The sequence below is a fragment of the Pseudomonas sp. GL_093 genome (assembly GCF_057837605.1).
Window position 1 is genome coordinate 3,309,627 of sequence record NZ_CM174448.1, and the last position, 22,988, is coordinate 3,332,614.

At 57.6% G+C, this 22,988-nt stretch carries 18 protein-coding genes; 6 read left to right on the forward strand and 12 right to left on the reverse strand.

Annotated elements, in window-relative coordinates; all coding sequences use genetic code 11:
• The first annotated feature begins 387 nt into the window (after positions 1-387).
• Complete coding sequence (locus AC3IUE_RS15335) at positions 388-900, forward strand: hypothetical protein (RefSeq protein WP_056739921.1); 513 nt, start codon at positions 388-390, stop codon at positions 898-900.
• A gap of 53 nt (positions 901-953) precedes the next feature.
• On the opposite strand, the gene AC3IUE_RS15340 is transcribed toward AC3IUE_RS15335, so the two are convergent.
• On the reverse strand, positions 954-1,949 hold the full coding sequence (locus AC3IUE_RS15340; RefSeq protein ID WP_489268520.1) for an aldo/keto reductase: 996 nt from the start codon (positions 1,947-1,949) through the stop codon (positions 954-956).
• Positions 1,950-2,067: 118 nt separating this feature from the next.
• Here AC3IUE_RS15340 and AC3IUE_RS15345 point away from each other — a divergent pair, with 118 nt between their 5' ends.
• The gene (locus AC3IUE_RS15345) at positions 2,068-2,994 is read left to right on the forward strand and encodes a LysR family transcriptional regulator (RefSeq protein ID WP_461998320.1); all 927 of its coding nucleotides are present in this window, start codon (positions 2,068-2,070) and stop codon (positions 2,992-2,994) included.
• Here AC3IUE_RS15345 and AC3IUE_RS15350 read toward each other — a convergent pair.
• From AC3IUE_RS15350 to AC3IUE_RS15375, 6 genes are all read right to left on the reverse strand, one after another.
• Positions 2,983-3,936 carry a GNAT family N-acetyltransferase gene (locus AC3IUE_RS15350; protein WP_489268855.1) on the reverse strand — a complete coding sequence of 318 codons (954 nt, stop codon included), beginning with the start codon at positions 3,934-3,936 and terminating at the stop codon, positions 2,983-2,985. The two genes, AC3IUE_RS15345 and AC3IUE_RS15350, sit on opposite strands and share 12 nt — an antisense overlap.
• Positions 3,936-5,225: a phenylacetate--CoA ligase family protein gene (locus AC3IUE_RS15355; RefSeq protein ID WP_489268523.1), complete on the reverse strand. Its 1,290-nt coding sequence runs from the start codon at positions 5,223-5,225 to the stop codon at positions 3,936-3,938. Before AC3IUE_RS15355 ends, AC3IUE_RS15350 begins: the two co-directional genes overlap by 1 nt.
• A 67-nt stretch (positions 5,226-5,292) precedes the next feature.
• Positions 5,293-7,695, reverse strand: coding sequence for an acyl-CoA reductase (locus tag AC3IUE_RS15360; RefSeq protein ID WP_489268525.1), 2,403 nt, complete (start codon positions 7,693-7,695; stop codon positions 5,293-5,295).
• 1 nt (position 7,696) lies between these two features.
• Entirely contained in the window at positions 7,697-8,827 is a 1,131-nt protein-coding gene (locus AC3IUE_RS15365) for a LuxE/PaaK family acyltransferase (protein ID WP_489268527.1), read from the reverse strand.
• Positions 8,828-8,848: 21 nt separating this feature from the next.
• Complete coding sequence (locus AC3IUE_RS15370) at positions 8,849-10,090, reverse strand: MFS transporter (RefSeq protein WP_489268529.1); 1,242 nt, start codon at positions 10,088-10,090, stop codon at positions 8,849-8,851.
• A 274-nt stretch (positions 10,091-10,364) separates the two neighbouring features.
• Complete coding sequence (locus AC3IUE_RS15375) at positions 10,365-10,502, reverse strand: hypothetical protein (RefSeq protein ID WP_008155215.1); 138 nt, start codon at positions 10,500-10,502, stop codon at positions 10,365-10,367.
• A 156-nt stretch (positions 10,503-10,658) separates the two neighbouring features.
• Between AC3IUE_RS15375 and AC3IUE_RS15380 the strand changes: the two genes are divergently transcribed.
• Positions 10,659-10,847: a hypothetical protein gene (locus AC3IUE_RS15380; RefSeq protein WP_028620074.1), complete on the forward strand. Its 189-nt coding sequence runs from the start codon at positions 10,659-10,661 to the stop codon at positions 10,845-10,847.
• Between the two features lie 19 nt (positions 10,848-10,866).
• On the opposite strand, the gene AC3IUE_RS15385 is transcribed toward AC3IUE_RS15380, so the two are convergent.
• Positions 10,867-11,238 carry a hypothetical protein gene (locus AC3IUE_RS15385; RefSeq protein WP_056739935.1) on the reverse strand — a complete coding sequence of 124 codons (372 nt, stop codon included), beginning with the start codon at positions 11,236-11,238 and terminating at the stop codon, positions 10,867-10,869.
• A 244-nt stretch (positions 11,239-11,482) separates the two neighbouring features.
• Between AC3IUE_RS15385 and pvdQ the strand changes: the two genes are divergently transcribed.
• Positions 11,483-13,828: a bifunctional acylase PvdQ gene (gene pvdQ / locus AC3IUE_RS15390; protein WP_489268532.1), complete on the forward strand. Its 2,346-nt coding sequence runs from the start codon at positions 11,483-11,485 to the stop codon at positions 13,826-13,828.
• Between the two features lie 54 nt (positions 13,829-13,882).
• Here the strand turns inward: pvdQ and AC3IUE_RS15395 are convergent, their stop codons facing one another.
• Positions 13,883-14,884, reverse strand: coding sequence for a FecR family protein (locus AC3IUE_RS15395; protein WP_489268534.1), 1,002 nt, complete (start codon positions 14,882-14,884; stop codon positions 13,883-13,885).
• Between the two features lie 97 nt (positions 14,885-14,981).
• A complete protein-coding gene (locus tag AC3IUE_RS15400) occupies positions 14,982-19,802 on the reverse strand; it encodes a dermonecrotic toxin domain-containing protein (protein WP_489268536.1) in 4,821 nt (1,606 codons plus the stop codon).
• Between the two features lie 231 nt (positions 19,803-20,033).
• On the opposite strand from AC3IUE_RS15400, the gene AC3IUE_RS15405 reads away from it, so the two are divergent.
• Positions 20,034-21,074: an Ldh family oxidoreductase gene (locus AC3IUE_RS15405; protein ID WP_489268538.1), complete on the forward strand. Its 1,041-nt coding sequence runs from the start codon at positions 20,034-20,036 to the stop codon at positions 21,072-21,074.
• Between the two features lie 246 nt (positions 21,075-21,320).
• Here the strand turns inward: AC3IUE_RS15405 and AC3IUE_RS15410 are convergent, their stop codons facing one another.
• Positions 21,321-21,638 (reverse strand): ElaB/YgaM/YqjD family protein, encoded by a 318-nt coding sequence (locus AC3IUE_RS15410; RefSeq protein ID WP_056739945.1) that lies wholly within the window; start codon positions 21,636-21,638, stop codon positions 21,321-21,323.
• 166 nt (positions 21,639-21,804) lie between these two features.
• On the opposite strand from AC3IUE_RS15410, the gene AC3IUE_RS15415 reads away from it, so the two are divergent.
• On the forward strand, positions 21,805-22,056 hold the full coding sequence (locus AC3IUE_RS15415; RefSeq protein WP_008155229.1) for a hypothetical protein: 252 nt from the start codon (positions 21,805-21,807) through the stop codon (positions 22,054-22,056).
• Here the strand turns inward: AC3IUE_RS15415 and AC3IUE_RS15420 are convergent.
• A complete protein-coding gene (locus AC3IUE_RS15420) occupies positions 22,031-22,966 on the reverse strand; it encodes a LysR family transcriptional regulator (RefSeq protein WP_489268541.1) in 936 nt (311 codons plus the stop codon). The two genes, AC3IUE_RS15415 and AC3IUE_RS15420, sit on opposite strands and share 26 nt — an antisense overlap.
• Positions 22,967-22,988 lie beyond the last annotated feature (22 nt).

Consider the following 22,988-nt stretch of genomic DNA (forward strand, 5'->3'; position numbering starts at 1 on the left):
GCATTTTGACCGGTTTTTCCAACCAGGCATCGTGGGATTGTTTCGAAGTGATACGAGGCTGGGCAACAAGATGATCGTAGATCAAAGCTGTCAGCCGGATGAGCGCAGGATTACAAGATTGTCAGGTTTGATTGATACAGCCAGGCAGGCTGGCTGGCCACGGCCTCCATGGGCGTTGCATTTACCCATTTCGAAACGCATGTGCAGCCCTCTGGAACAAGGCGCTTGGCGATTTGTATCGTAAATGTAGAAGAATTGTAAAAAAGCAGAAATAGTTGTTTGAGAGGGGGCAATGCCGCGTCGATACTCCTGCCCACTTCAGTCAGGTCAACAGGGATTAATGATGACCGCTGTACCTGAATATCGGCATACAAAAGGAACCTGGATATGAGCATCGGCCCCATCGCCAATTGGACGATTCGTGGCGACAATGCCCCGCAGCCGCAGAACACTCGCAGCCTCAAGGCCAACCAGATGTTGCAAGCGGTGGGAAAAAACCCGCTGGCCTTGAACGTCATCAAAATGGATCAGATGAAGCTTCACAGCCAGATCAAGGGCTTTGATCCGGAGAATGTCACGTCCACCCAGTTGGGCAAATTGAGTGCTTTTCTCGTCGAGAGGGGGCTGATCAGCGGCGTCACGGCCGCGATGTTTGCCAACGCCGGCGACAAGTTCGATCGTTTTGGTGTTCAGGCGGAACCTGATCAAAAGTTCGATGCGCTGGAGTACTTCGCCACTCAACTCAATGGCATCGAGACCAACAACCTCAAAGGCAACAAGTACGCCAATTACCTGATTCCCGAGTACAAGCAAGCTATCTATGTACTGCAGAATTTGAAGGACTACGGCGACGCTGCCGATCAGACCGTCAAGAAGAAGTCGATCAACACGCGAGCATGACAGCATCGCCTGTCAGACCTGCCACGGGTGTGAGCAGGTCGACAGGCAATGATTTACCGGTCGAGCAACTTCATGACTTCCTCCGGGTAACGTAAACCTGCGGTGGCATTGGCCGGGAATATCGCTTCCAGAGCGAGTAACTCTTCGCGACTCAATTTCACGTCCAGCGCGGCCACATTTTCTTCCAGGTATTTACGCTGTTTGGTTCCCGGAATCGGGATCACGTAATCGCCCTGAGCCAGCACCCACGCGAGCGCCAGTTGGCCGGCGGTCACGCCTTTTTCGGCGGCCAGGTCCTGCACTTGCCGCACCAGCAGCAGATTCTTCGCGAAGTTCTCGCCTTGAAAACGCGGGCTGAAACGACGGTAGTCGTCTGCCGCGAAATCATCAGGGCTTTTCAGCGCTCCGGTGAGAAAGCCTCGACCCAACGGGCTGTAGGGGACGAAGGCGACCCCCAGGCGCTGACACGCGGCCAGACAACCGTTTTCCTCCTGATCACGGCTCCACAACGAATACTCACTTTGCAGTGCACTGATCGGATGAACCTTGTGTGCCCGCTCGAGCGTTGCGACCGAGGCCTCGCTCAAACCCAGGTACCGAACCTTGCCGGCTTTCACCAGGTCGGCCATGGCGCCGACGGTTTCCTCGATGGCCACCTGCGCATCGATGCGGTGCTGGTAGTACAAATCCAGGGTCTCGACACCGAGGCGCTTGAGGGTGCCGTCGATAGAGGCGTGAATGTAATCCGGTCGGCCGTTGACGCCCCGCGCAACCGGATTGCCCGGGTCGCGGACGATCCCGAATTTGCTGGCCAGAAACACCTGGTCGCGCTTGCCGACGATGGCCTTGCCGATCAGTTCTTCATTGGTGTGCGGGCCATACATGTCAGCGGTGTCGAGCAGGTTGATTCCCAACTCCAGCGCGCGGTGCAGAGTGGCCGTGGCTTCGCGGATGTCCACGCCAGTCGTGTAGAAATCGGTCATACCCATGCAGCCCAGACCCATCGCGCTCACTCGCGGACCGTTTTTGCCCAGTTGACGTGTTTGCATGAAATCAGCTCCCTGTGAATGTGAAACCTATTGTTGACCTCGACAGAAACAAGATAAACCGGCTAAAACTGCTATCACTGTTCGTAATTTCTAAATAATCAGCCGGTAAGCAAAAACAATGGACCGTTTTAACGCCATGCGCGTGTTCACTCGAATCGTCGAACTGGGCGGCTTTGCCAAGGCGGCGGACAGCCTGCAATTGCCTCGGGCCTCAGTGACCATTCTGATCAAACAGCTGGAGGCGCATCTCGGTGTGCAGCTGCTGCAACGCACGACGCGGCAGATCAGCCTGACGCTCGACGGTGCGGCCTATTACCCTCGTTGTGTACGGTTGCTGGCGGACCTGGAGGAAACCGAAGCGGTGTTCAGCGCTGCACGCAATAACCCCAAGGGGCTGTTGCGCGTGGACATGCCGGCGGGCGTGGGACGCTTGATGGTGATCCCGGCATTGCCGCAATTTACTGCTCGATATCCTTTGATCGAGTTGGAAATCGGCTTGAATGACCGGCCTGTCGACCTGATTCGCGAAGGCGTCGATTGCGTGCTGCGGGGCGGCGACTCACTGGACGATTCACTGGTGGCGCGGCCGTTGGCCATGCTGGACCAGGTCACGTGTGCCAGCCCCGACTACTTGAAGCGATTCGGAACGCCCCTGTGTATGGCTGACCTTGAAGGCCATCAGATGGTGGAGTACTTCTCCAGCAGCAATGGCAAGCGTTATGGGCTGGAATTCATGGTCAATGATCAGGTTCAGGCCATAAATCTACCCAAGCAAGTCTCGGTCAACAGCGCCGATGGTTATTTGGCCGCTTGTGAGGCGGGATATGGTCTGGTCCAGACCCCGTATTACCACGTCGCCCGCCAGCTGAGCGAAGGCCGTTTGTGTGAAGTCCTCAGGACAGTGCCGACACCGGGGATGCCGCTGACGGCGCTCTACCCGCCACACCGCCAGTTGTCCCGGCGGGTGAGGGTGTTTGTTGATTGGTTGGTGGAGCTTTGCGCGCAGCCGGGCAATGACTTTTATCGAAAAGACTCACGCGGCTGAGCGGGTTCTGTTCAGTGCTTCGGCGCTACTCTGCGTGTTGGCGTTTTGCTGTAAATCGTCATGCAAGCGTTGCATGTGCGGGCAGTGCAGGTTGAGGTGTCGAGACTGCGCCCCTCGATGAAACAGTGCGAACCACCCATTGGTGTTTGATGTAGGCATCAGCCCGGTAAAGGCGAAGCCAAGGGCTGCCAAATTGCGCAAGTCCCCGGAAAAGTGCCGTGACAACTGAAGTTTGGCCGAAATGAGCCAGTGCCTCGGCAATTGCCGGATCTGGTCCAGCAGACGTTTGGTCAAACGTTGAATGACCATGTCGAATCTTTGATGGTGTTGCGTGAGTTGCAAGGGCCGGGAAGACAACGGCGTTGTGTCCGGATAAGTCCCGAACACGGAACACACATGCTGCATAAACCCCCGGCAGCTGTCAGGCCATGGGATGTCTGGGAGTGGACGCGTATGTCCTTCGACGACGTAACAACCCATCACGATGGTTTCCGGCAGCGGCTCAGCGAAGGGCGAAGGGACGTAGTCAGGAAGCAGACCCGTGCTGTGGAAGCCGATGTTTGCTGCCATGCGTTGCGTGTAGGGATGGTGGGTCACTTGTTTGATCGAGACGCTGTTGAACCCCATGGAACCTGACCGCGACAGCAACTCCCGTCCCAGACCGGTCGCGATACTCTGCCCCTGCGCGGCGGGATGCACCACACTGAGGGCCAGCTCGGTGGTGTCCGCAGGGGTGTCATGGCACAACGCGGCATGCCCTAGAACGCGTACGTCGTCCACCGCCAGCATCGACTTCCAGCGCCCCTCGGCATTGTTCTGATTGATCATATTCGGCAAGTAAACATCCGGCTGAACGTAATGATCGCCATAGACCTCGCGAAACAACTGGCTCACGGCACGTGCGTCGGATGGCCGATAGGGTCGAAAAATCAGATGCGGCATCATGCGGGCTCCGGCGACGGTGCGTCATACACGCGCAAGTCCAGGACCCGCAGTTGTTTGCCGGAGCGTGGGTGAAGCTTCAATGCGGTGACCGCACAGGACAATACTCGCAACTCCAACAGACCCTCGCGGCTCAGTTCCTCGATGGCGGGATAGTGTTCAACCAGCGCCTCGTACAACGCTCGGCACACCGGTACGGTGGCCTTTGATAGCGCTGAGGGAACCCACTTCACACTCAAAATATCCTTGTATCCGTCATGTTCGATCAGCAATTGCCATTGGTCGTTGTGGGCAATGCGCTGGACGATCTGCTGGATGTCATCGATCAGCAGCGACAGCACCCCGACTCGCACTCGCTGGCTGTGTGCGCTACGTCCCTTGAGGGCGAATTTGCGCTTCGGGGTTGCGCCGGGTTCGCGCCAGCACGCGCGGTCGCCCACCGGATAACGCAGCAGTGGCATGAGCCGGCGAGTCAGATTGGTCACCACCAATAATCCGGTGCGATCGCATTCTTCTATGACTTCACCGGTGAGTTCATCGACGATCTCCAGCAAGGTTTGTGGTTCAAACACCCGATGCTCGCCCAAGGCGCAGTCGCGGTCGCTGGCCCCGATAAGGCCGGCGTCTACGCTGGCGTAGCCAATGGAAGCAATGCGCACGTTGGGAAACACGTCGGTGAGGATTGCCAACTGCGGGGCAAACAGGCTTTCGCCGCCATACAGCAACGTATCAACCCCGCACAGTACTCGTCGATGCTGGTTCAGGTAGGCAGCGAATCGCAGCAGCTGTGCCGGTACGCCGACGAGCACGTTGATCCGATGCTGATCAATCGCATCGGCCAGTACGTCCAGCTCGACGTGCCCGGTAAATGGAAACTCGCAGATCGATCGCCTGACGTGCGCGAGTGAGTCATGGATAAACAGAAAACTGGCGTAAAGATCACCGGAAAAAAACAGATTGGCGACACGGTCGCCGTCGTTCAGCTGAGAGGAGAAACTGACTCCGAACGTACTGACCAGTTCCTGCCATTCGTTATAGGTGTACACCGTCAGTTTGCCCTGGCTGGTCGATCCGCCGGTTTTGAACACCAGCGCATCGTCGACCTTTCCGGTCAGGACCGGCCAATGACTCAAGTCATGGCTGTCAGCCCAATAGTCCGCCACGTTGGTCAGCGGTAGATCGTGTAACGTAATGCCCTGCGGCGGTAAGTGTTCCAGTTGCTGGCGGTAGAAGTTTGAATGTTGCCGTATATAAGGCAGCAGTTGTTCGAGCGAATAAGTTGTTTTCACTGGGTTCTCTTTTTTATATCAGTCGTGTAGACGGTTAAAAACAAGTTGTGAGTAGTCGGCGGTCTTTTTATTTTCTTTTATCAATAACCAACGGTGTTTTGCCGCTGTGTTTGTTTCGAGTGAACGCTTGCTCCGTGCACACTTGAACTTCGACAGTTAACAGATTGGCGTTTACGGCATTAGCCAGCGCTTCATGGCTCAGCAATGCGTTGCGAACCTGGTTGATGTCTGCATCCGTTAGAACGTTGAGTCGCTCGACACCATCAGAGGTGTGGTCCAGAACAATCTGAATGGGCGCGCCGACGCTATCCTGCAGAGCCGACGGCGAAATGAACTCCGTGCCCATTCGCACCAGTTTGCCGTGGCGCTGGAGCAGTTCGAATCGGGGTGAGTCCAGCCCGCACGGACAGGCTCCGGGTATCCAGCGACCGGTGTCGCCCACGTCATATCGGCGCACGGTTTGGCCTTGCCGCGCTCGTGAAGTAAACAACAGGCGACCGATCTCATTGGCCAGAACCGGTTCATCCTGTTCGATCTGCACAATGTCCAGATGCTGGGTGTCGCACATCAAGTGAAACACCCCGTTCGCGGTGGCTGCGCACGCATGCCCCAAGGGACCGGCGTCGACGGAACCATAGATCGCCGAGCGGATCATCGAGACCCCGCAGCTTTCCATGAGGCTCACACTGGTTTGCCCCGAATGCTCGCCACCGAGGAACACTTTGCTGATACCTGCGTACGCGCGGAGCCGGGTCTGCTCGTTGAAAAACAGACGATGCAAGGTGCTCGGCATGCCGATCAGCACGGTGACACGCTGGTCGACGATCAGTTGGGCGATCTCGCTGAAGTCATCGTCCTGGGGTGCGCCCATGGGGAAATGAGTGACGCCCATCTGTTCCAGTATTTTGGTAAAACTGAGGAACCCTCCGTACAGGCTGCCGCCGTAAAACAGGTTCATGACCCGGTCCTGTGAAGGATCAAGCCCGGCGGCGAACAGGCCGTCGGCTGCTGCGCGCATTTGCCGTTGAAAGTCGCGATAGCTGAAACCGGCGAGGGCCGGAGTGCCGCTGCTTCCTCCAGAGCGAAAATACAATTGCGCCGCGGTGCCCATCGGCTGGGTCGTGAAAGCATTTTTGTCCATGATCGGCTCATGGGCGGTGTCGAGGGCGGGCGGGACCGGGTCGAGCGTTGCCCGGCCCGTCAGCACATCAGGTGCCAGACTCACCGAAAGGCGGCGACTCAGACGCGGCAGCGCGTAGACGCCATCATGCGGCTCACCGGCGTAGCCGTCGTGAATCCCGCCACACGCTGCAATACGGGTGACCCCAGCGTTGACCAGCGCTCGAGCAAGGCCTGGCGTTTCTGCCGCAGAGCAAATCAGCGCGCAGCTTTGCAGGACCGTGCGCCAGGGCAACAGCGTCTCGGTGATCAAGTGTTGCGGCACGGGTTTGAGCAGCACCGTACGAAACAGCGGCGACGGCGCGAGCGTCTGATGGTGTTCCCAGATGATCCGCCATCCGTGGCCGGCCCATACCTGGCCGGTCTGGTTCGCAAAACAATAATCCAGTTGCGCCATGGCGGTGCGGGTGGTGATTTCGCACGCTTCCTGGTCCGTGGGCACTAGCGCCGGCCAGTGCGACGCGCGACGTTTGAAGGCTTCGCTCAAACGCTCGCCCAGATCCAGCAGGATGGCCGGGTCGTTGCTGTCCACCAGCACCCATTGCGGGCTGGAACACGCTTGTTGATCCAGACTGCACACCTCATCCACCAACGCATCCAGCGTCGAAGGGCTGGCCGCGTCAGGCGACAGATAAGCGAAACTGATCCTGTGCCCCCAATCGATCCAGCGACATCCGGCGGGGATCTGCTGACGAATCGCCTTGAGCGCCTTTTCACCGCCCCAGGCTGACACGCCATCGGCCTGAGCACAGAGTTCGGCTATCCGGGAAGTGCCCACAGGCAGTACCGCGACGAATTCGGCAAGCCTGCCACTGGTGTCGCACTTCACAAAGGCCGCCAGCAATTGCGCAGTCAAACCCGCATCGCTGGCGCTGGGGCGTAACCAGTTAATGTTCCCGGCCAGCAGGCTTTCGAGAACCGCACAGAACGCGAGCATCGGCGCATTGCCCGGCGTCACATGCACCACCAGTCCCAACGGGTGCCAGCTTTCAAAGTGTGGCTGCCGGTAGTCGATACGCCTCAGCGAACGAGGTTGCGAACCCAGTTCTCGCTCAAGCTTCGTGCTCAGGTTGCTGTGCTGGCAGAAATCGATAAGCCCCTGACATTGATCGTCGTCGAGGGGCAGGTTCAGACTGCGAGTCTGTAGCTGGGTGGCGAAACGAGCCGCGGTTTCGATGACGGTCTCGCTGTCGATCGGTGCAGAAAGCAACCCGGGTAATTGTTTTTGAAGACGGTCGAGGGCGCTTTCCGGGGTGACGTCGTCACGCAGCTGGCCATTGATGAGGTACATATCAAGCCCCTCCCAGCAATTCGGAAGCCGCCATGGCGCAGCTGCGACTGGCGGTGGTGCCAGCGCGTCCGTGCAGCTCGAACCAATCGGTCGTCAGACCGCATCCGCAGCTTGCACCTGGGTGTAATGTCGCCAGATCGCCCATGACCACAGCGTGAGCAGGGCTTGACGAAATGTACGGGGAGACGAACTCCAGCAAGCCGCGCTGGCCGTATGGCTGGACAGTGAAATCGGATGGGTTGCGCACGAAAACCTTCGAGTAAATGGGGGCATGAAAATGATGGCGGGCACATTGGATATAGGGCACGGCATGCTCGACGGCACCGTAACCATCCCGACAGCGGGACAGGTCGATACCCAATTGCCGATTGATTCGGGCATACAACTCAAGCAGGGGAATCTCTTGTGCTGCCTGGGTTTTCCAGCCACCACCCAGAAACACCAATGACTGGGCGGGCAGCTTGAGATGCGGTGCGCTGGTGTTTTCCATGTGCTGTAGCGCATGGGAAAGGAACGCAGGAAATCCGAGAATCCGCACAGGTAAGCCCTCGTCGGCAAACTCTTGCAAGGCGCGAACAACACCAAACAGGTCGAACTCGTGTCCGTTACCCGTCAGGCGCAATCCGTAGACGACTCGATTGATGGGTGCATAGCCGCAAAGAAACTGGTCGGTGTAAGCGGTGCCCAAGGTGATGGCCGCCTCGGGCTCGTAGCTCAGGAGCAAATAATTGCAGGGGCTGTCCGGCGTATCCCAGCCGTAGTGTCGGAAAATGTGGCTCACCATGCCTTGGGCCGCCGCCATGCTGCGAGGGTCATAGCGCATGCGACTCTTCTGGCCGCTGGTGCCGGATGAGGTCAGCTCCAGCGCGCCTTCGCCGGTGGGGCCGAACAACAAGTGACGTTTGAAATAGTTGGCGAAAATCGGTGGCAACCTGGACCAGTCATCCAGTGTCTCCAGGTCCTTTGCATCGAGCCCGTTGGCGTTTAGCCAGCGTTCGTAGCCAGGCGTGTGATGACAATGAAACAGGCTGATTTCCCCCATCGCCTGGTCGAACAGGCCGTCGGGCACTGAATCCAGGCAATAGGGTTGCGTTAACGCACAGAGCGCATCGGTGTGGGGTAAATGGATCATCAAAAGACCTACGTTGTGGTGTCAGACGGCAAGCGCGATGTGAGAGCGCCGCAGAAACAGCCGCAGAGGAAGCAGACAAAGAAGCCCCGCGATACCCGCCATCAAAGCAAAGGACTCGTGGCTGTCACCGGCACCGGCGGCCGCAATAAGTGAGCCACCACCGCCCATGACGGCGATCGAGATCATGCCGATCATGGCCGAGACCAGACCTTTGCTGTCGTCGCTGGCGAACAGTGCAAGCCGGTACAACGCGGCATTGCTCATGCCAAGGCCAACGGCGTATAGCGCCAGGCAGCTGATCAGCACGACTGTCGAAGCACCGTAGAAGCTGGCGGCGACTAGCGCGATGAGCCCGCCGCAAAACGGCCAAAGCGCGTATCGAATCAATTGTGGCAATTCAGTGTTGGCAATCAGTCGGTTGAGGATCAGGTTGCCGAGAATGACCGCCGCAAATACCGGGATTTGCCACAGGCCGTACTGCAGCGTTGAAAGGCCTTGGTTGTGGATCAGCAAGAGCGGCGCCAACCCGATCCAGGCAATCAAGGGCAGGCTCATCACGCCCAGCGCGACAGCGGCGCAAAGGAATCGCGGGTTAGTCAGCAACGCGGTATAGCGGCGCAGGGTGCCGTGCCATTCAAAGCGCACGGCTTCCAGTCGCTGACCGTCGTGGCGCAGGGTGCCCACGGTTTCCGGCATGAACAGGTAAAGCCCGAGCCAGACCATCACGCCGCCGAGACCCAGCAGTAAAAACAATTCCCGCCAGGACAACCACTCCAGCAGCAGACTGCCGAGCAACGGCCCCAGAAGCGGGGAGAGCAGCGCAACGTTCCCCAGCAATGCCATGATTTTGACCGCGTCGGCTTCGCAGAAAACTTCTTGCAGGGCCGGGTAGCTGACCGCGATGACAAACCCCAACCCCATACCCTGAATCAGTCGCAAGCCGTTGAACGCATAAATGCTTTGCACGTTGAACGCGGCGGCACAGGCCAGGGCGAATACCGCACAACCGATGAGCAACATCCGGCGGCGGCCGAAGTGATCAGACAGCGGGCCAATCAGCCATTGCAGAAGCATGCCGCCGGCCAGATAAAGATTGAAGGCGTAAGGGACGTGATCAGGACTGGCATCTAGTTGATGGGTGACGGTCAACATGGCAGGCATGATCATGTCGCTGGCCATATAAGTCAGCAGTTCGAATAAAGTGATTGCAAGGCAAAAGCCAAACAAATGGTGGGGGCTGATATTGATTAAAGGCTTGTGCATGGCATCCCTGTTCTTGCTCGAAGTTTAATAGCGGGTTTATTGCGATGCACCGAGAGTAATCATCGAATATGAATAGCTCAAATGGACGATTAAGACCGAAAGCTTCAATGGTTATCGCTATGTTTCGATGTGCACAGGGATGGAAACAAGAAGTGAATACCCATGTACGAAAAATGCCCGCGACAGGGCGGGCATTTGTTCAGTCGTTATTGGGTGGGGTATTTGCCTTACGAATGAATGTTCATTTATTCACGCTTTATGCCACAACCAACCGTTATCGATGTTGGTAATAACCCGGTCCGCCACGGTCGTAATGGTGGCCGCCGTGCCAGCCGCCGTGGGGGAAAACGATGCAGCCGCTCAGGGTCAGGAGAGCGAGCAGGGGAATCAGCAGTGTGATTCGACGGAACATTTCAAAATCCTCATGGTTATCGCCGCTATGAAGCCAAATCTCTTCATCGGCTGTAACATGAGACCCCGTTTGTAGCGTCCCATCCCCGGAGAAAGGTAGGGGCTTGGCATGCGTTCTGATACAAATCGGATACATTTTCAGGTTCAGGAACTCGCAATGACTCAGTCGCAACGTTTGAAATACTCGATTCTGATCTCCCTCGTGGTATTGGGGATCATGTTCGGCCTTTCGTATCTGCAAAACACAGGCGTCATCAGCGAGAAGCTGTTTCAGTACATCGCCATCGGCGTGGCGGTGATCGTGGTGGTGATCAATGGCGTGATGCGTCGCAAGGTCAAACCCTGAACGACGCACCTTACGCGGATCACTCGCGTTGGAGCATGGCTGCAGCGTGCGGATGCAGGCTGTAGCTTTTGTCCGGATTGAGCGTGATAACGCCCTCGCTGCACAAGCGTTTCAACACTTCCCGCACACTGAGGAAGGACAGGGGGATATCCAGGTCCAGCAAGTGGCTGTGCAGGCCGCGCACGCCAAGGCTACGGTCGCTTTCGGCGGCGGTCAGCAAGGCGTCGATGACTTTGAGGCGGATCAGACTGGTTCGCAGACCAAAGCTCTTGAGGAGCAACCTGATCCGCTCGTTGCCATTGCGCTCACTGCGTTGACTAAAAACACTGGAGCCCATGGCAGAGCCCTTTGGCGCATCGCTACCGTCCGTTGGCAGTTGCGTGTTGTACATGCAAAAACTCCTTTTCCGAGCCGGCCAGGAAATGTGATGGGTGCTCTCATTCAATAAGACGTACGAGCAGGGCAAATAATGAAGCCCCGAATGTAGAAATTTTGTCGCCATCACGTCAGCGGCCTGTGAGATTCCCGTGAAAAGCGCGTTTCAGGGGCTAAATTTTTGTCATTTGTTTCGTTCCTAGGGGAAGGCGCAGTGCGTGTATGACGCAGGGTGTTTGTCTTTTCGATCAGGAGCGAGCGTGATTATTTCCAGGCAGTTAACCCGGTTGAGCCTTGCAGGCGTGTTGGTGGGCTTGAGTCTTGCGGCAAACGCCCGCAGTCAGCCGGAGCAGGCGAGTGCCGACATTCGCCGGACCAGTTTCGGTGTGCCGCATATCCGTGCCGACAACGAGCGCGGGCTCGGTTATGGCATTGGTTACGCCTACGCTCAGGACAACCTGTGCCTGCTGGCCAATGAGATCACCACCGTGAACGGCGAACGTTCACGCTATTTCGGCCCGGATCAGTTCACCGTCGAAGAACGCGAAAACCGGGTCAGCGATCTGTTTTTCAATTGGCTGAACACGCCACAGGCCGTCGAGGGTTTCTGGCAGGCGCAAACCCCACCGGTGCGCGATCTCATCGAAGGGTATGTGGCGGGCTACAACCGTTCGCTGACAGAGCGTCGGGCGCAGGTTTTGCCGCCGCAGTGTCAGGGCGACTGGGTGCGCGAGATTACCGCCCAGGATCTGGTCAAGTTAACGCGACGTCTGTTGGTCGAAGGCGGAGTAGGGCAGTTTGCCGAAGCCTTGGCCGGCGCGGCGCCCCCCAAGGCCGTTACTCATGTGGCAGGCGACCCCGTGTCGTTCCAGGTGGCTGCCTCGCGCATGCAGCGTTTTGCCCTGGATCGCGGCAGCAATGCCGTGGCAGTCGGCAGTGAACGTTCTTTCAACGGCCGGGGAATGTTGCTGGCCAATCCGCATTTCCCTTGGGTAGGCGGGATGCGTTTCTATCAAATGCACCTGACCATTCCCGGCAAACTGGACGTCATGGGCGCGGCGCTGCCAGGGCTGCCGATGATCAACATCGGTTTCAACCAGCACCTGGCGTGGACCCACACCGTGGACTCGTCCAAGCATTTCACCTTGTATCGCCTGCAACTCGATCCCAAGGATTCAACCCGTTATCTGCTCGACGGCACGTCATTGCCGATGAAGAAACAGACCCTGACAGTGAACGTGAAACAACCGGATGGCCAGACCAGACCGGTTTCTCATGTGGTCTACAGCTCGCAGTTCGGCCCGATCGTGCAATGGCCCGGAAAACTCGACTGGGACAACCAGTTCGCCTACAGCCTGCGCGACGCCAATCTGGACAACGACCGGGTCTTGCAGCAGTGGTATGCAATGAACCGCGCGGTCAGCCTCAAAGAGTTGCAGGCCTCGGTGCACAAGATCCAGGGGATCCCGTGGGTCAACACCCTGGCGACGGATGATCAGGGGCAGACGCTGTACATGAACCTCTCGGTCGTGCCGAACGTCAGTGCCGACAAACTGGCCAAATGCAGTGATCCGCGGGCCGGGTTGCAGATGATCGTCCTCGACGGTTCCAATAGTGCTTGTGCCTGGGACATCGACCCGCAGGCTGCGCAAAAAGGTATTTATGCGGCAGACAAGTTGCCGCAGCTGTTGCGCAAGGATTTTGTGCAGCACTCCAACGATTCGGCCTGGATGGCCAACCCGGCGCAACCGCTCACCGGTTTTTCGCCACTGATCAGCCAGGACGACCAGCCATTGGGGCTGCGCTCACGCTTTGCACTGGATCGCCTGAATACGTTGAACAAGGCCGGCCCAATAGCAGCGGCGGATCTGCAACACATGGTGATGGACGACCAGGTGTATCAGGCAGCTCAAGTGATGCCGGACCTGCTGCAGTTCTGTGCGGCGGCCCTGGGTTCCGATGCGCCAGCGCTCGCGCCGCTGTGTGCCAGTCTCAAGGTTTGGGATCGCAGTGCGAATCTGGACAGTGGCCTGGGGTTTGTGCATTTCCAGAATGTCATGGTGTCGCTGCAGCAAACGCCTGATCTGTGGCGTGTGGCGTTCGATCCGAAAGACCCGCAACACACCCCCCGTGGCCTGGCAGTCGATCGTCTGGACGTCGCAAAGGCGGTTCGCGAAGCGATGCTGGCGTCGGTAGCGCAGGTCAACAAAATGGGGCTCAAGGCTGATAGCCGCTGGGGCGATATTCAAGTGGTCAGCAGCGGTGGCCAGCAGACACCGATTCACGGTGGACCTGGCACTCTTGGCGTTTATAACGCCATTCAGAGCGTGCCGAGAACCGACGGTAAACTCGAAGTTGTCAGCGGTACGAGCTATTTGCAGGTGGTGACTTTCGATGACAAGGGACCGCAGGCCCGGGGCCTGTTGGCGTTCTCGCTATCCAGTGACCCGGCCTCCCGGTACTCCAGAGACCAGACCCTGGAATTTTCCAGGAAGCAGTTGAGTGTGTTGCCGTTCACCGAACAGCAGATCACGTCCGATCCGCAGTACCAGGTTCAGACAATTCGCGAGCAGGATGAAAAAGCCGGGAAGGTGGCCGCACAGTAACGCTGAAGATGCTTGAACCAGGAATGAAGGCCGCACCCGCAAGGGTCGCGGCCTTCAGCTTTTTGGGGCTTGTTGCGGAATGGAATTAAGGACCGGATTGCCATCTTTGTTGCGGGTCAGGTAGACCGGCAATACCTTGGGCAGGGACGCCACCAGGTTGTTGAGCTCTTTGATGTTGTAGATGCCGCCGATACGAATCGAGCCGGTACTGTTGTCGGCCACCATCACCGGTTTGCTCAAGTAACGATTGATCAATGGCAGTGCGTCGGTCAGCGCCAGATCATCGAGCACCAGTTTTCCGCTGCGCCACGCCAGTGAGTTGTCATTGTCGTAGGTCTGACTGATCCGGGGAGTGAAGTCGCCGCGTCTGAAGCTCGCCTGCATCGCGGGCGCAAGCCGCAAGCCGTCTCCCGTCAGGGCATCATTGCTGCTGACCAGCACCGAACCTTCGATCAGGTTCACGCGTACCTGATCTTCATACATCCAGACGTTGAATTTGGTTCCGGTGACCCGAATCCTGCCTTCGGCTGCTTTGACAATGAAGGGGTGTCGAGTGTCGTGACTGACGCTGAAGAAGGCTTCGCCTTTTTCCAGCGTGATCCGACGCTGATCCTTGTAGTTGCTGAACGTCAACTCACTGCCCAGGTTCAGTTCCACCTGACTGCCATCGCTCAGGGTGACCTGGCGGACATTGTCGTTCGCCTCGAAATGTTGGTAGGAATTGGGTAGCCAACCCAGGTTCCAGCCGCTATAGGCCGCCAACGGCAATGCCATGGCGCAAACCGCGGCGGCGATACCGAAGGTGCGCCAAGGCGTAGCAGGTTTGGCGCGGACCATCGGGACCACGGTTTCTGGACGCGGCAGGTCACCCGCGACATCCCAGATCTCCAGCATGGCCTCGTACTCGAACGCGTGAAGCGGATGAGCGTCATGCCATTGCTCGAACGCCAGCCGCTCTTCAGCAGTGCAATCGTTGGCGTGCAGACGCATGCACCAATGCGCAGCGGCATCGGTGACAGCGTCATATTCGGCTTGTGAGAGAGGGTTGTCGGTCATTGACTCATCCTGATTTCCTGCATTCTAACCTTGTGAGGAAGTCTGCGAGAACAACCGTCATGGCAATTACCCATCAAACGGGCACTTATTTTTTGATTCACGGGGTGCTGGTGTGCAATTGGCGCCCCAGATGAGTGATCAGCCATGCAACGCTGTCGGCGTTGCCGAGTTGCACCTTGAGTCTGACCAGTGGATCTCTCTTGAAAATGTTGCGGGCACCGCTCAGGTTTTCTCCGCCGGTCAAGGTCAATATATGTTTTTTTACCCGATCAGTATTTTCATATGAAGTGCTGCCCGGATCCTCCCACACACCGGTATCAGGATCCTCGGTCATGAACAATTGAGTAAGGGGGGTCTTGATCGAAAGTGCGGTGTCCTGAAGCGTGGTCAATGTGTTCTTGAGGTTACTGGCGGTTGCGCTGGTCGTTTTAATCAGATGGGAAAATGGTCTGCTGGAATCGAGGTAAGCAATGTCTTCGGTTTTGCAGACGAGATGGGAAAGCTCATGAATAAGGGTTGCAGCTCGAGCATGGGTGTTGATAGGGAAGGCAGAGTCGGAAAGATGTTTGCGGTAGAAGTCGAAACCGGTGTCGAAGAACTTTTCTGCCAGATAAATTTTCCGCTTTGCATCCGTTGGAACGGTGAAGCCGAATGTAGTTGCCGCGCCACTGAGCAGCCTGCCGATTGCAAAACGATTGGTCTTCGGCTTTCTGAGTGAGGGGTCCAACAAGGCCGCAAACATGTCGCCCAAGACTTTTTCAAGCTGCTCCACATGCGCGGACTGCACTTGCGGTACGTCAATAAAATCCATGATGAGTTGATGCACGGGGGTAACCGTGTTGTCGGAAGACTTCAGCAATTGCAGGTTTTGAAAGCAGTTCCAGGCATAGGTGGTTGCCAGGTCCAACGCTTCGACAATCTGACGGGCCTTTTGCGGAAACAGTCGACGGATTTCGGGCATTCCATTGGCATCGATGTTCATGCCCTCCCAAACCGAATAGGCGGTGCGCAACCGATTGCCGATGCTGAAACGGGGCGCTGGCGTTTCCCTATCCAGAACCCATTGTTTCGAGGCGTTCTGAATCAGCCGAGGACCGCGAATGTGTGTGTCGGCGATGCGCCAGCGTGTGCCGAGCTTTGCGACCGGATATACCTTTCCTTCAACCGGTGCGTAGGTTTTTTTTGTCGTCGGATGGGTATAGAGCCCAAGACTTGAGTTTAATGTGAGCGAACTCAGATCGACGTCGATGCTTTCATGACGCTTCAACTGCGTACGTTCGGGGGCTGTAATGGCAACGTTCTGCCATTTGAACCGGGTATCGGGCGTTTCTGGCGCAGGTGCACTTGGCGTAGAAGATGGCTTCGCTTGCGCTTCCAGCGATTGTCGCAACGTGGCCAGTTGTGCAATGCCGCTGATGAACTCCTTTATCGCCGTCCCCCATTTGTGCGTTTGAAGGTCTTCGGCGGACTGCTTGAAGTCTTGGTAACTGCGCCACACCGTGATCGGGTAGGCAAGCTTGCCCGTCAAGAACGTAAATGCCTCCTGCAAATCCTCACCCAGCACATGCTTGATGGTTGCCCATTCAGCCTGCTTGTTGTCATCGGTCTGACAACCGAGCAATCGGACTAATAACTCGACGTTGTCGTTGAACAAGTGTTTGAACAGATTCCCCTTGATCGGACTGGACGCCAGCGTCACTTCGGGGAGGCGGTTACTGGAGGTCGCCATCCTGTACTCAAGCAGTATCCGATCAGGCTGCGGGAGGTTCATCAGTACCCAGTCGAACAGACCGCCGCGGGTCTTCAGTTCAGCCAGCAGTTGTGTTTCATTCTTGTATTCTTTCACCCCGTGCCGAGGGCTGTGAGGCGCGACAAGGACCTGTGGTGCGGTGCTATCGACCGATGAGCCAATCAGATAGATGCCTGGCACTTTGATCGCCTGTTCACTCTTGATGCCCAGGAATTCAAGTGGGCGGATGATCGCGTGGGCACCATCGACTGCCGCGCGGGCGATAGCGTCAGGCATGTCCATGACTTGGCGTATCAGATCAAACCCCGTCTCGCTCAGGCGCTCCTGCAGTTTTTCCGTGTGGGCGTAATGCATCAGCTGCCAGGGTAATTGCGTGTAAAACCGCTTCCTGCGGTCCGCTGCGTTTGCCTGGGTGTCTGCAAAGGCTTCGTTCAATGTTTTCTGTTGATGTTCGCCCAGCTTCAAGTTTCGTATCAGGTCTCTGATGTAGCTTTGGTCCATCTCCTCGGGAATCACGGTGCTATCCAGCGACACCCGACTGAAATGGGTTATGTCCAGATTCTTGAAGTGGGTCAATGCAAAGTCGGTCAAGGTTTGGATGCTGGCCGCAGACCTCGGCCGTGCGCTGATCAGGATCTGGACCTTGTCCGGATCGATGTCGAACTTATCGGCCTTGAGTTGTTGTTCAAGTGCATGGTGAGCCGTGCGCGCCAGGGAGCGTATGCCGGTGAGGTAGTCCTGGTCGTCGGTGACGTTGTTGAGGTATTGCTGAAGCAACTCCCCATGCAATATCTGATCTTTGATGGACGCTTTGGCCAGCCATGCCGGCAGTTTTTGCTGAGTGGTCAGGGATTGGGCAATGTCCGTCGCGCGGTCTAACCCGGTCATCGGTTGGCGTAAAGCCACCCGCTTCAGAAGTCTGGCCAGGGTCGTCGCGGGGAGCTTTGTGGCCAGCGCACGGGTGACGCACGCCTGGTCCAGCTGGACATAGGGCTTTTGCACCTGATCGAGAAAATGCTGATCTATTCGCTGTAGTGGGGCGAGGGTGTAGTGCTTGCCAGGCAATCGCTCGCTGCGTCCAAGGTTCTCCAGAAGTGAGGTGCGATCATCGTCGTCTTTGAGGCGTCGCCCCAGCTCGGTCAGCAGCGGTGCCAACGCCTTGTAGGCTTCAAATCCCGACGCAGGCGTCCACAGAATCGCCTTGCCCGAATGCAACGGGTCCAGGCCACCTCGTTCGGTCAGCACAAAACAACTGGCCAGTTTCAACGGGTCAGCAGAGTCGCCTGCCTTCAGCGCCAAGGAAAATACGTCCGGCAAAAAGCCGTTCAATGCCGCTCGCTGCAAGCGTACCGGCGTATCAAGCACGGTTTTGATGATCGCCTGTTCCGTCGAATCCAGGGTGCGCATGACGGTGTGCAGCTTCAATTCACTGCGCAATGCCGTTGACAGGGCATGAGTGAAACTCGATTGCAGGCTCCCGAGTGACGAATTGACGATACGCTGCGCTTCGGCAATCGTGCGGGTGGTTGCGGGAATGATCGGGTGGTTTTCGAGGAGTTGGTCGAGCGCCACCTTAACGGAGGCGAGTCGGGCCAGTTGCTCTTTGGCCGACTCGGCACGAACGGTGGCCGGTTGCGCGCTCCAGCGCTGGTCTGCATGTGTGCTCCAGCGTCCTGCGGCATCGGCCGCCAGCAGTCGATCGTCGATCAGTCCCCGGACATCCAGTGCCTTGTCGATCAAGGCATGGGGATCCTGTGTACCTTCGCTTTCACGGTAACGACGCAGCGCGTGGGACAGGTTCTCCCGTTGTTTGCCAAGGATGTCGTCCATCAATTGTTCAAACACCGGGCTGATGATCGGTTCACCGACAATGACGCGCTTATCCGGCTCCAATGAAAGAAACGTGCCGCGTTCGTCAAAAGACATGAAGTTGAACAGCGTGTCTTCGTGGCCTTCGCTTTTCATCATCTCCAGGACGATTTTCCTGACAGCGGGCAGATCGCTCGTCGCCTCGATGCCTCTGGACTGGGTGTACAGAAAGCCCAGGGTTTCGCGACTGCCGATCATCAAGGTCGAGGCCAGCTGCGCGTAACGCTTGAAGGGCGCGGTGACACGCACTTTTTCGATGCGAAGAGGATCGACGGTTTCAGGTTCGAGGCTGACATTCATCAGTCGCAGGTATTCCTGCGTCGTTAGAACACCTTGCTGACGCTGAAGCAAAAGCTTCACGTGAAAGGTATCGCGCAAACCCTCGGCAAAAAACGCCGAGCGTGACTGTCCGTTGCTCATCGGTGTGTTCCAGAACGTCATGAGCAGGCTTTGCAAGTGAGGGGTAAAGCTTTGCGCGATCTCTTTGACTGCGCTTTCCCAGGCCTGGTTATCGGCGTCGCTGCTCACACTGTGTTGGGGATTGGAAAAGACTCTGGAATCGCCAGTTGGCCAGTCGTTGGTCAGGTAGAAATGCAGCAGGGCATCGCTCAGTAAATGCGAGGAAAGCGTGTGTGGGTAATCTTTGCCGAAGGCTGAAGTCGTCCTGACAAAGCTCTTCAGTCGGGTAAGGCGCTGGTCCAGTTTGGGGAACGGTTTGTACAACGCGTTCTTGAGGGTCTCGTCCAGCATCGATTGCAGCGTTGGCAGCTTGACCAGCTCACCCATCATGGTCTGGATGTTCTGAGCCTGATTGCGCTCGAGGGTGAGCCCTTGGTCCTGGAACACCGCACCTGCGATTATTTGCGTGGCAATGTCTGGCGCAGTGGCGGCGGGTAAAGCGCTGCGTTGTTCGATGGAGAGAAAGCGCAATAACTCACGCTTCCCAGTGGACTGTGCCAACCACTCCTTGAGCTTACTTTTGAGGTCGTCCATGTCCGCGAATTTGATCAGGCCTTTCCACGGTGTGTAGAGCGTGACTTCTCCATCGTCGGGCCGGCTCATGGCAAATGCGCCGGCCAGGGGGATACCGGGTGCATCAGGCACGCTTAAAAGCAGCTGATCGACGTGCATGGGCTTGTTATTGGCGATACGGACTTCATGCGTCGCCAGATAAACAACCTTCAACCACTTCAGGTCATCAGGTGTGAAGTACAGCGCTTTCTCGCGATCGCCGGGCTGTTTGGCATTGGATGCAAGTTCTGCCTCGTCGAAAAAATACGGCAGTGGGGGAGCAATCATGGTTTTTCCTCGATGTGCAGCTATCGGCGAGTAATCGCCGGTCGTTGGATTGAGGAAAAACAGTACGGTCAGTGGAAGGCTCAGGTGCGGTACATATTGCTTGAGCCGAACAGGCTGCCGAGACTTGACAGGAAGCCGGTAGAACAGCGCTTAATCGACAACTGTTTTGGGTTGCCCTGCAACCTCGCTTCACCCTGTTGCCCGTACTCAATAATAAAACTGGAGCTTCAGATGACCGCAACGCCCGAAGTGGCCGTCAGTTCGAACACTCAAACGCTCGATTTCGACGCGCTCGTTCTTTTGCTTGAGCAGATTTTTCAGCGCCATGGCACCTCCGCCGATGTCGCCAGGACACTGGCCCTCAACTGCGCCGGCGCCGAACGCGATGGTGCCCATAGTCATGGCGTGTTCCGCATTCCCGGTTACGTGTCGACGCTCCAGAGCGGCTGGGTCAATGGCCAGGCCGTGCCGGTGGTCGAGGACGTGGCTTCGGGCTTTGTCCGGGTCGACGCCGGTAATGGTTTCGCCCAGCCGGCCCTCGCGGCAGCGCGCGCACTGTTGGTGGAGAAGGCCCGCAGTGCTGGCATTGCGGTGCTGGCGATTCGTAACTCCCACCATTTCGCCGCCTTGTGGCCGGATGTCGAGCCCTTCGCCTATGAAGGCCTGGTGGCGCTGAGCGTGGTCAACAGCATGACCTGCGTGGTGCCGCACGGCGCCGATCGTCCGCTGTTCGGGACCAACCCGATTGCGTTCGCCGCCCCTCGGGCTGACGGCGATCCGATTGTCTTCGACCTGGCGACCAGCGCCATTGCCCATGGTGATGTGCAGATCGCCGCACGCAAGGGCGAGCGTTTGCCGCCAGGCATGGGGGTGGACGGTCTCGGCCAGCCGACCCAGGACCCGAAAGCGATTCTTGAGGGCGGCGCGTTGCTGCCGTTTGGCGGGCATAAAGGTTCGGCGCTGTCGATGATGGTGGAGCTGTTGGCAGCGGCATTGACCGGCGGCAATTTTTCCTTCGAGTTCGATTGGTCGAACCATCCGGGGGCCAAGACGCCGTGGACTGGCCAACTGTTGATCGTGATCGACCCGAGCAAGGCGGCCGGGCAGAACTTTGCCGAGCGCAGCCAGGAACTGGTCCGGCAGATGCACGGGGTAGGGCTCAAGCGTTTGCCTGGTGATCGACGTCACCAACAGCGCGCCAAGTCCAGCACCGAAGGCATCCAACTCGATGCTCAGACGTTGGCGAGCTTGCGGGAATTGGCCGGGCTCTGAGTCCTGCATACTCTCAGTCTGCATAAAAGCCGGGCATGAAAAAGGCGAGTTCATTGCTTAATGCTGATCAGATAAGGATTTGAACACCGCTATCCTTGTGGGAGCGAGCTTGCTCGCGATAGCGATCTTACATTCAACACATACGTTGCCTGCGAGTCCGCTATCGCGAGCAAGCTCGCTCCCACAGGTTCTGCGCCTTAACTTACTGGCATTGAGCTCAGTGCTCGCCTTTTTTATCGAAACCGCTTAACGCCGACCCAGCAACAACCCGACTACCAGGCCAAAACCGGCAGAGATCGCCACGGTTTGCCACGGATGACCACCGATGTAGGTTTCAGTGGCTTCGACCGCAGGTTTGGTCCGGTCACGAACGCGGGTGACGGAGTCCCGCGCCTGTTGAAGTTTCTGGGCGATCTGCCCACGAAGTGTGTCCGCTTCCTCTCCGACGAGCGAGGCACTGCTTTTGAGCAGCTTTTCCGACTCTTCGATCAGAGCCTGAAGTTCGCTGAAGGCTTGATCCTTGATCTGGTCTTCGGCGACTTGTGCGGCGGTTTTCCGGGCCATTGAGGTACTCCTTGCAGTTAAATGGACAGTGAACAGTGGAGTCTGCCGTCAGCGAAAAAGTTGCAGTGGATTTTAGCGTTGACCCAACCCTGACGAAAAATCCTGAGTCGGACATTTCTTCCTACAGTGTAAGATGTCACCTATTTTACGCAGCAGGTAATCCCCCATGAGCTTCAATCTGGCCGACAAACCCCTTGCCGAGCGCGCTGCGCTGGAAGATGAGAAATCCCGTCTGTTCGATCTCTGGCAAAGCAACCTGGGCAAGTCCAAGGGCGAGGCCGCACGGTTGTTCGGTGAACGCGCCAAGCGCAAAGGCAAATGGGCCGAGTGGGTCCGTGCCGAACTTGACGGCATGTCGCCCCCGGAATTCGCGAACATGGTGCGCAGTGAAGTCAATCGCCTGATGGCTGCCAAGTAGCGCTCGCGAAGCTCGCGACAATCGCTTCCCGCACTTTCAGCACCACCGGATCAAGCTGTGTACTGGTGCGCCAGCCCAGTTCGATCGGGTATCGCGGCAACGCCAAAGGGCAGGGCAGCAGCGCCAGTCCGCTGAGTGAGGCAATGCTTTGCGCCGCATGGGCCGGAATGGTCGCCACGGCCTGACTGCCCTTGAGCAAGTGCGGCAACGCGGCAAAGTGTGTGGTCGAAGCGCATACCCGCCGACTCAACCCCAGCGCCGCCAGCCCCTCATCGGTGATCCCGATAAAGCCGCCCGACGACACCAGAATGTGTTCGCGGGCAACGAACTCATCAAGGCTGAGGGTCTGCTGCCCCTCGGCCAGGCTGAGCGGGTCCACCAGGCACAGATAACCGCCTTCACCCAACACCTGACGGCTGAGCAAGCGCTCGGCAAACCCACCGGCGGTGATCGCCAGATCGATGCTGCGCTCCATCAACGCTTGCGCGACGATCTGACTGTGGGTCTGACGAAAGATCAGCCGCAGCTTCGGCGCAACGCGGGCGATCTCCTCGATCAGCCGGCGCCCATAAGCGATTTCGAAATCATCGGACATACCCACGGTCACCGAGCGCCCGTCGTAATGGTGGGCGGCCGGATCGACCATCGCCAGGCTCTGCCGGCATTTGTTCAGGGCATCGCTGACCACCGGTTTCAACTGGTTGGCCTTGAGCGTGGGCGCGAGTCCGCGGCCGGTGCGCACGAACAACTGATCGCCATACACCTCGCGAAGCCTTCGCAGTGCGGCGCTGACGGCTGATTGCGTCACGCCCAGACGCAACGCGGCCCGGCTGGCGCTGGACTCTTCATGCAGCGCTTCGAAGACTTTCAGCAGGTTGAGATCGACGGTGGCGATATTCATTTGGTTCATATCATTCAGCAGTGAATGGGGC

Bases quoted from the DNA above. Each gene is read 5' to 3' on its own strand.
- AC3IUE_RS15405 (WP_489268538.1), top strand. From the start codon at position 20,034: ATGACCGCAACGCCCGAAGTGGCCGTCAGTTCGAACACTCAAACGCTC.
- AC3IUE_RS15395 (WP_489268534.1), bottom strand. From the start codon at position 14,884: ATGACCGACAACCCTCTCTCACAAGCCGAATATGACGCTGTCACCGAT.
- AC3IUE_RS15345 (WP_461998320.1), top strand. From the start codon at position 2,068: ATGGACCGTTTTAACGCCATGCGCGTGTTCACTCGAATCGTCGAACTG.
- AC3IUE_RS15380 (WP_028620074.1), top strand. From the start codon at position 10,659: ATGACTCAGTCGCAACGTTTGAAATACTCGATTCTGATCTCCCTCGTG.
- AC3IUE_RS15375 (WP_008155215.1), bottom strand. From the start codon at position 10,502: ATGTTCCGTCGAATCACACTGCTGATTCCCCTGCTCGCTCTCCTGACC.
- AC3IUE_RS15340 (WP_489268520.1), bottom strand. From the start codon at position 1,949: ATGCAAACACGTCAACTGGGCAAAAACGGTCCGCGAGTGAGCGCGATG.
- AC3IUE_RS15350 (WP_489268855.1), bottom strand. From the start codon at position 3,936: ATGCCGCATCTGATTTTTCGACCCTATCGGCCATCCGACGCACGTGCC.
- AC3IUE_RS15420 (WP_489268541.1), bottom strand. From the start codon at position 22,966: ATGAACCAAATGAATATCGCCACCGTCGATCTCAACCTGCTGAAAGTC.
- AC3IUE_RS15360 (WP_489268525.1), bottom strand. From the start codon at position 7,695: ATGTACCTCATCAATGGCCAGCTGCGTGACGACGTCACCCCGGAAAGC.
- AC3IUE_RS15400 (WP_489268536.1), bottom strand. From the start codon at position 19,802: ATGATTGCTCCCCCACTGCCGTATTTTTTCGACGAGGCAGAACTTGCA.
- AC3IUE_RS15365 (WP_489268527.1), bottom strand. From the start codon at position 8,827: ATGATCCATTTACCCCACACCGATGCGCTCTGTGCGTTAACGCAACCC.
- AC3IUE_RS15415 (WP_008155229.1), top strand. From the start codon at position 21,805: ATGAGCTTCAATCTGGCCGACAAACCCCTTGCCGAGCGCGCTGCGCTG.
- AC3IUE_RS15335 (WP_056739921.1), top strand. From the start codon at position 388: ATGAGCATCGGCCCCATCGCCAATTGGACGATTCGTGGCGACAATGCC.
- AC3IUE_RS15370 (WP_489268529.1), bottom strand. From the start codon at position 10,090: ATGCACAAGCCTTTAATCAATATCAGCCCCCACCATTTGTTTGGCTTT.
- AC3IUE_RS15385 (WP_056739935.1), bottom strand. From the start codon at position 11,238: ATGTACAACACGCAACTGCCAACGGACGGTAGCGATGCGCCAAAGGGC.
- AC3IUE_RS15410 (WP_056739945.1), bottom strand. From the start codon at position 21,638: ATGGCCCGGAAAACCGCCGCACAAGTCGCCGAAGACCAGATCAAGGAT.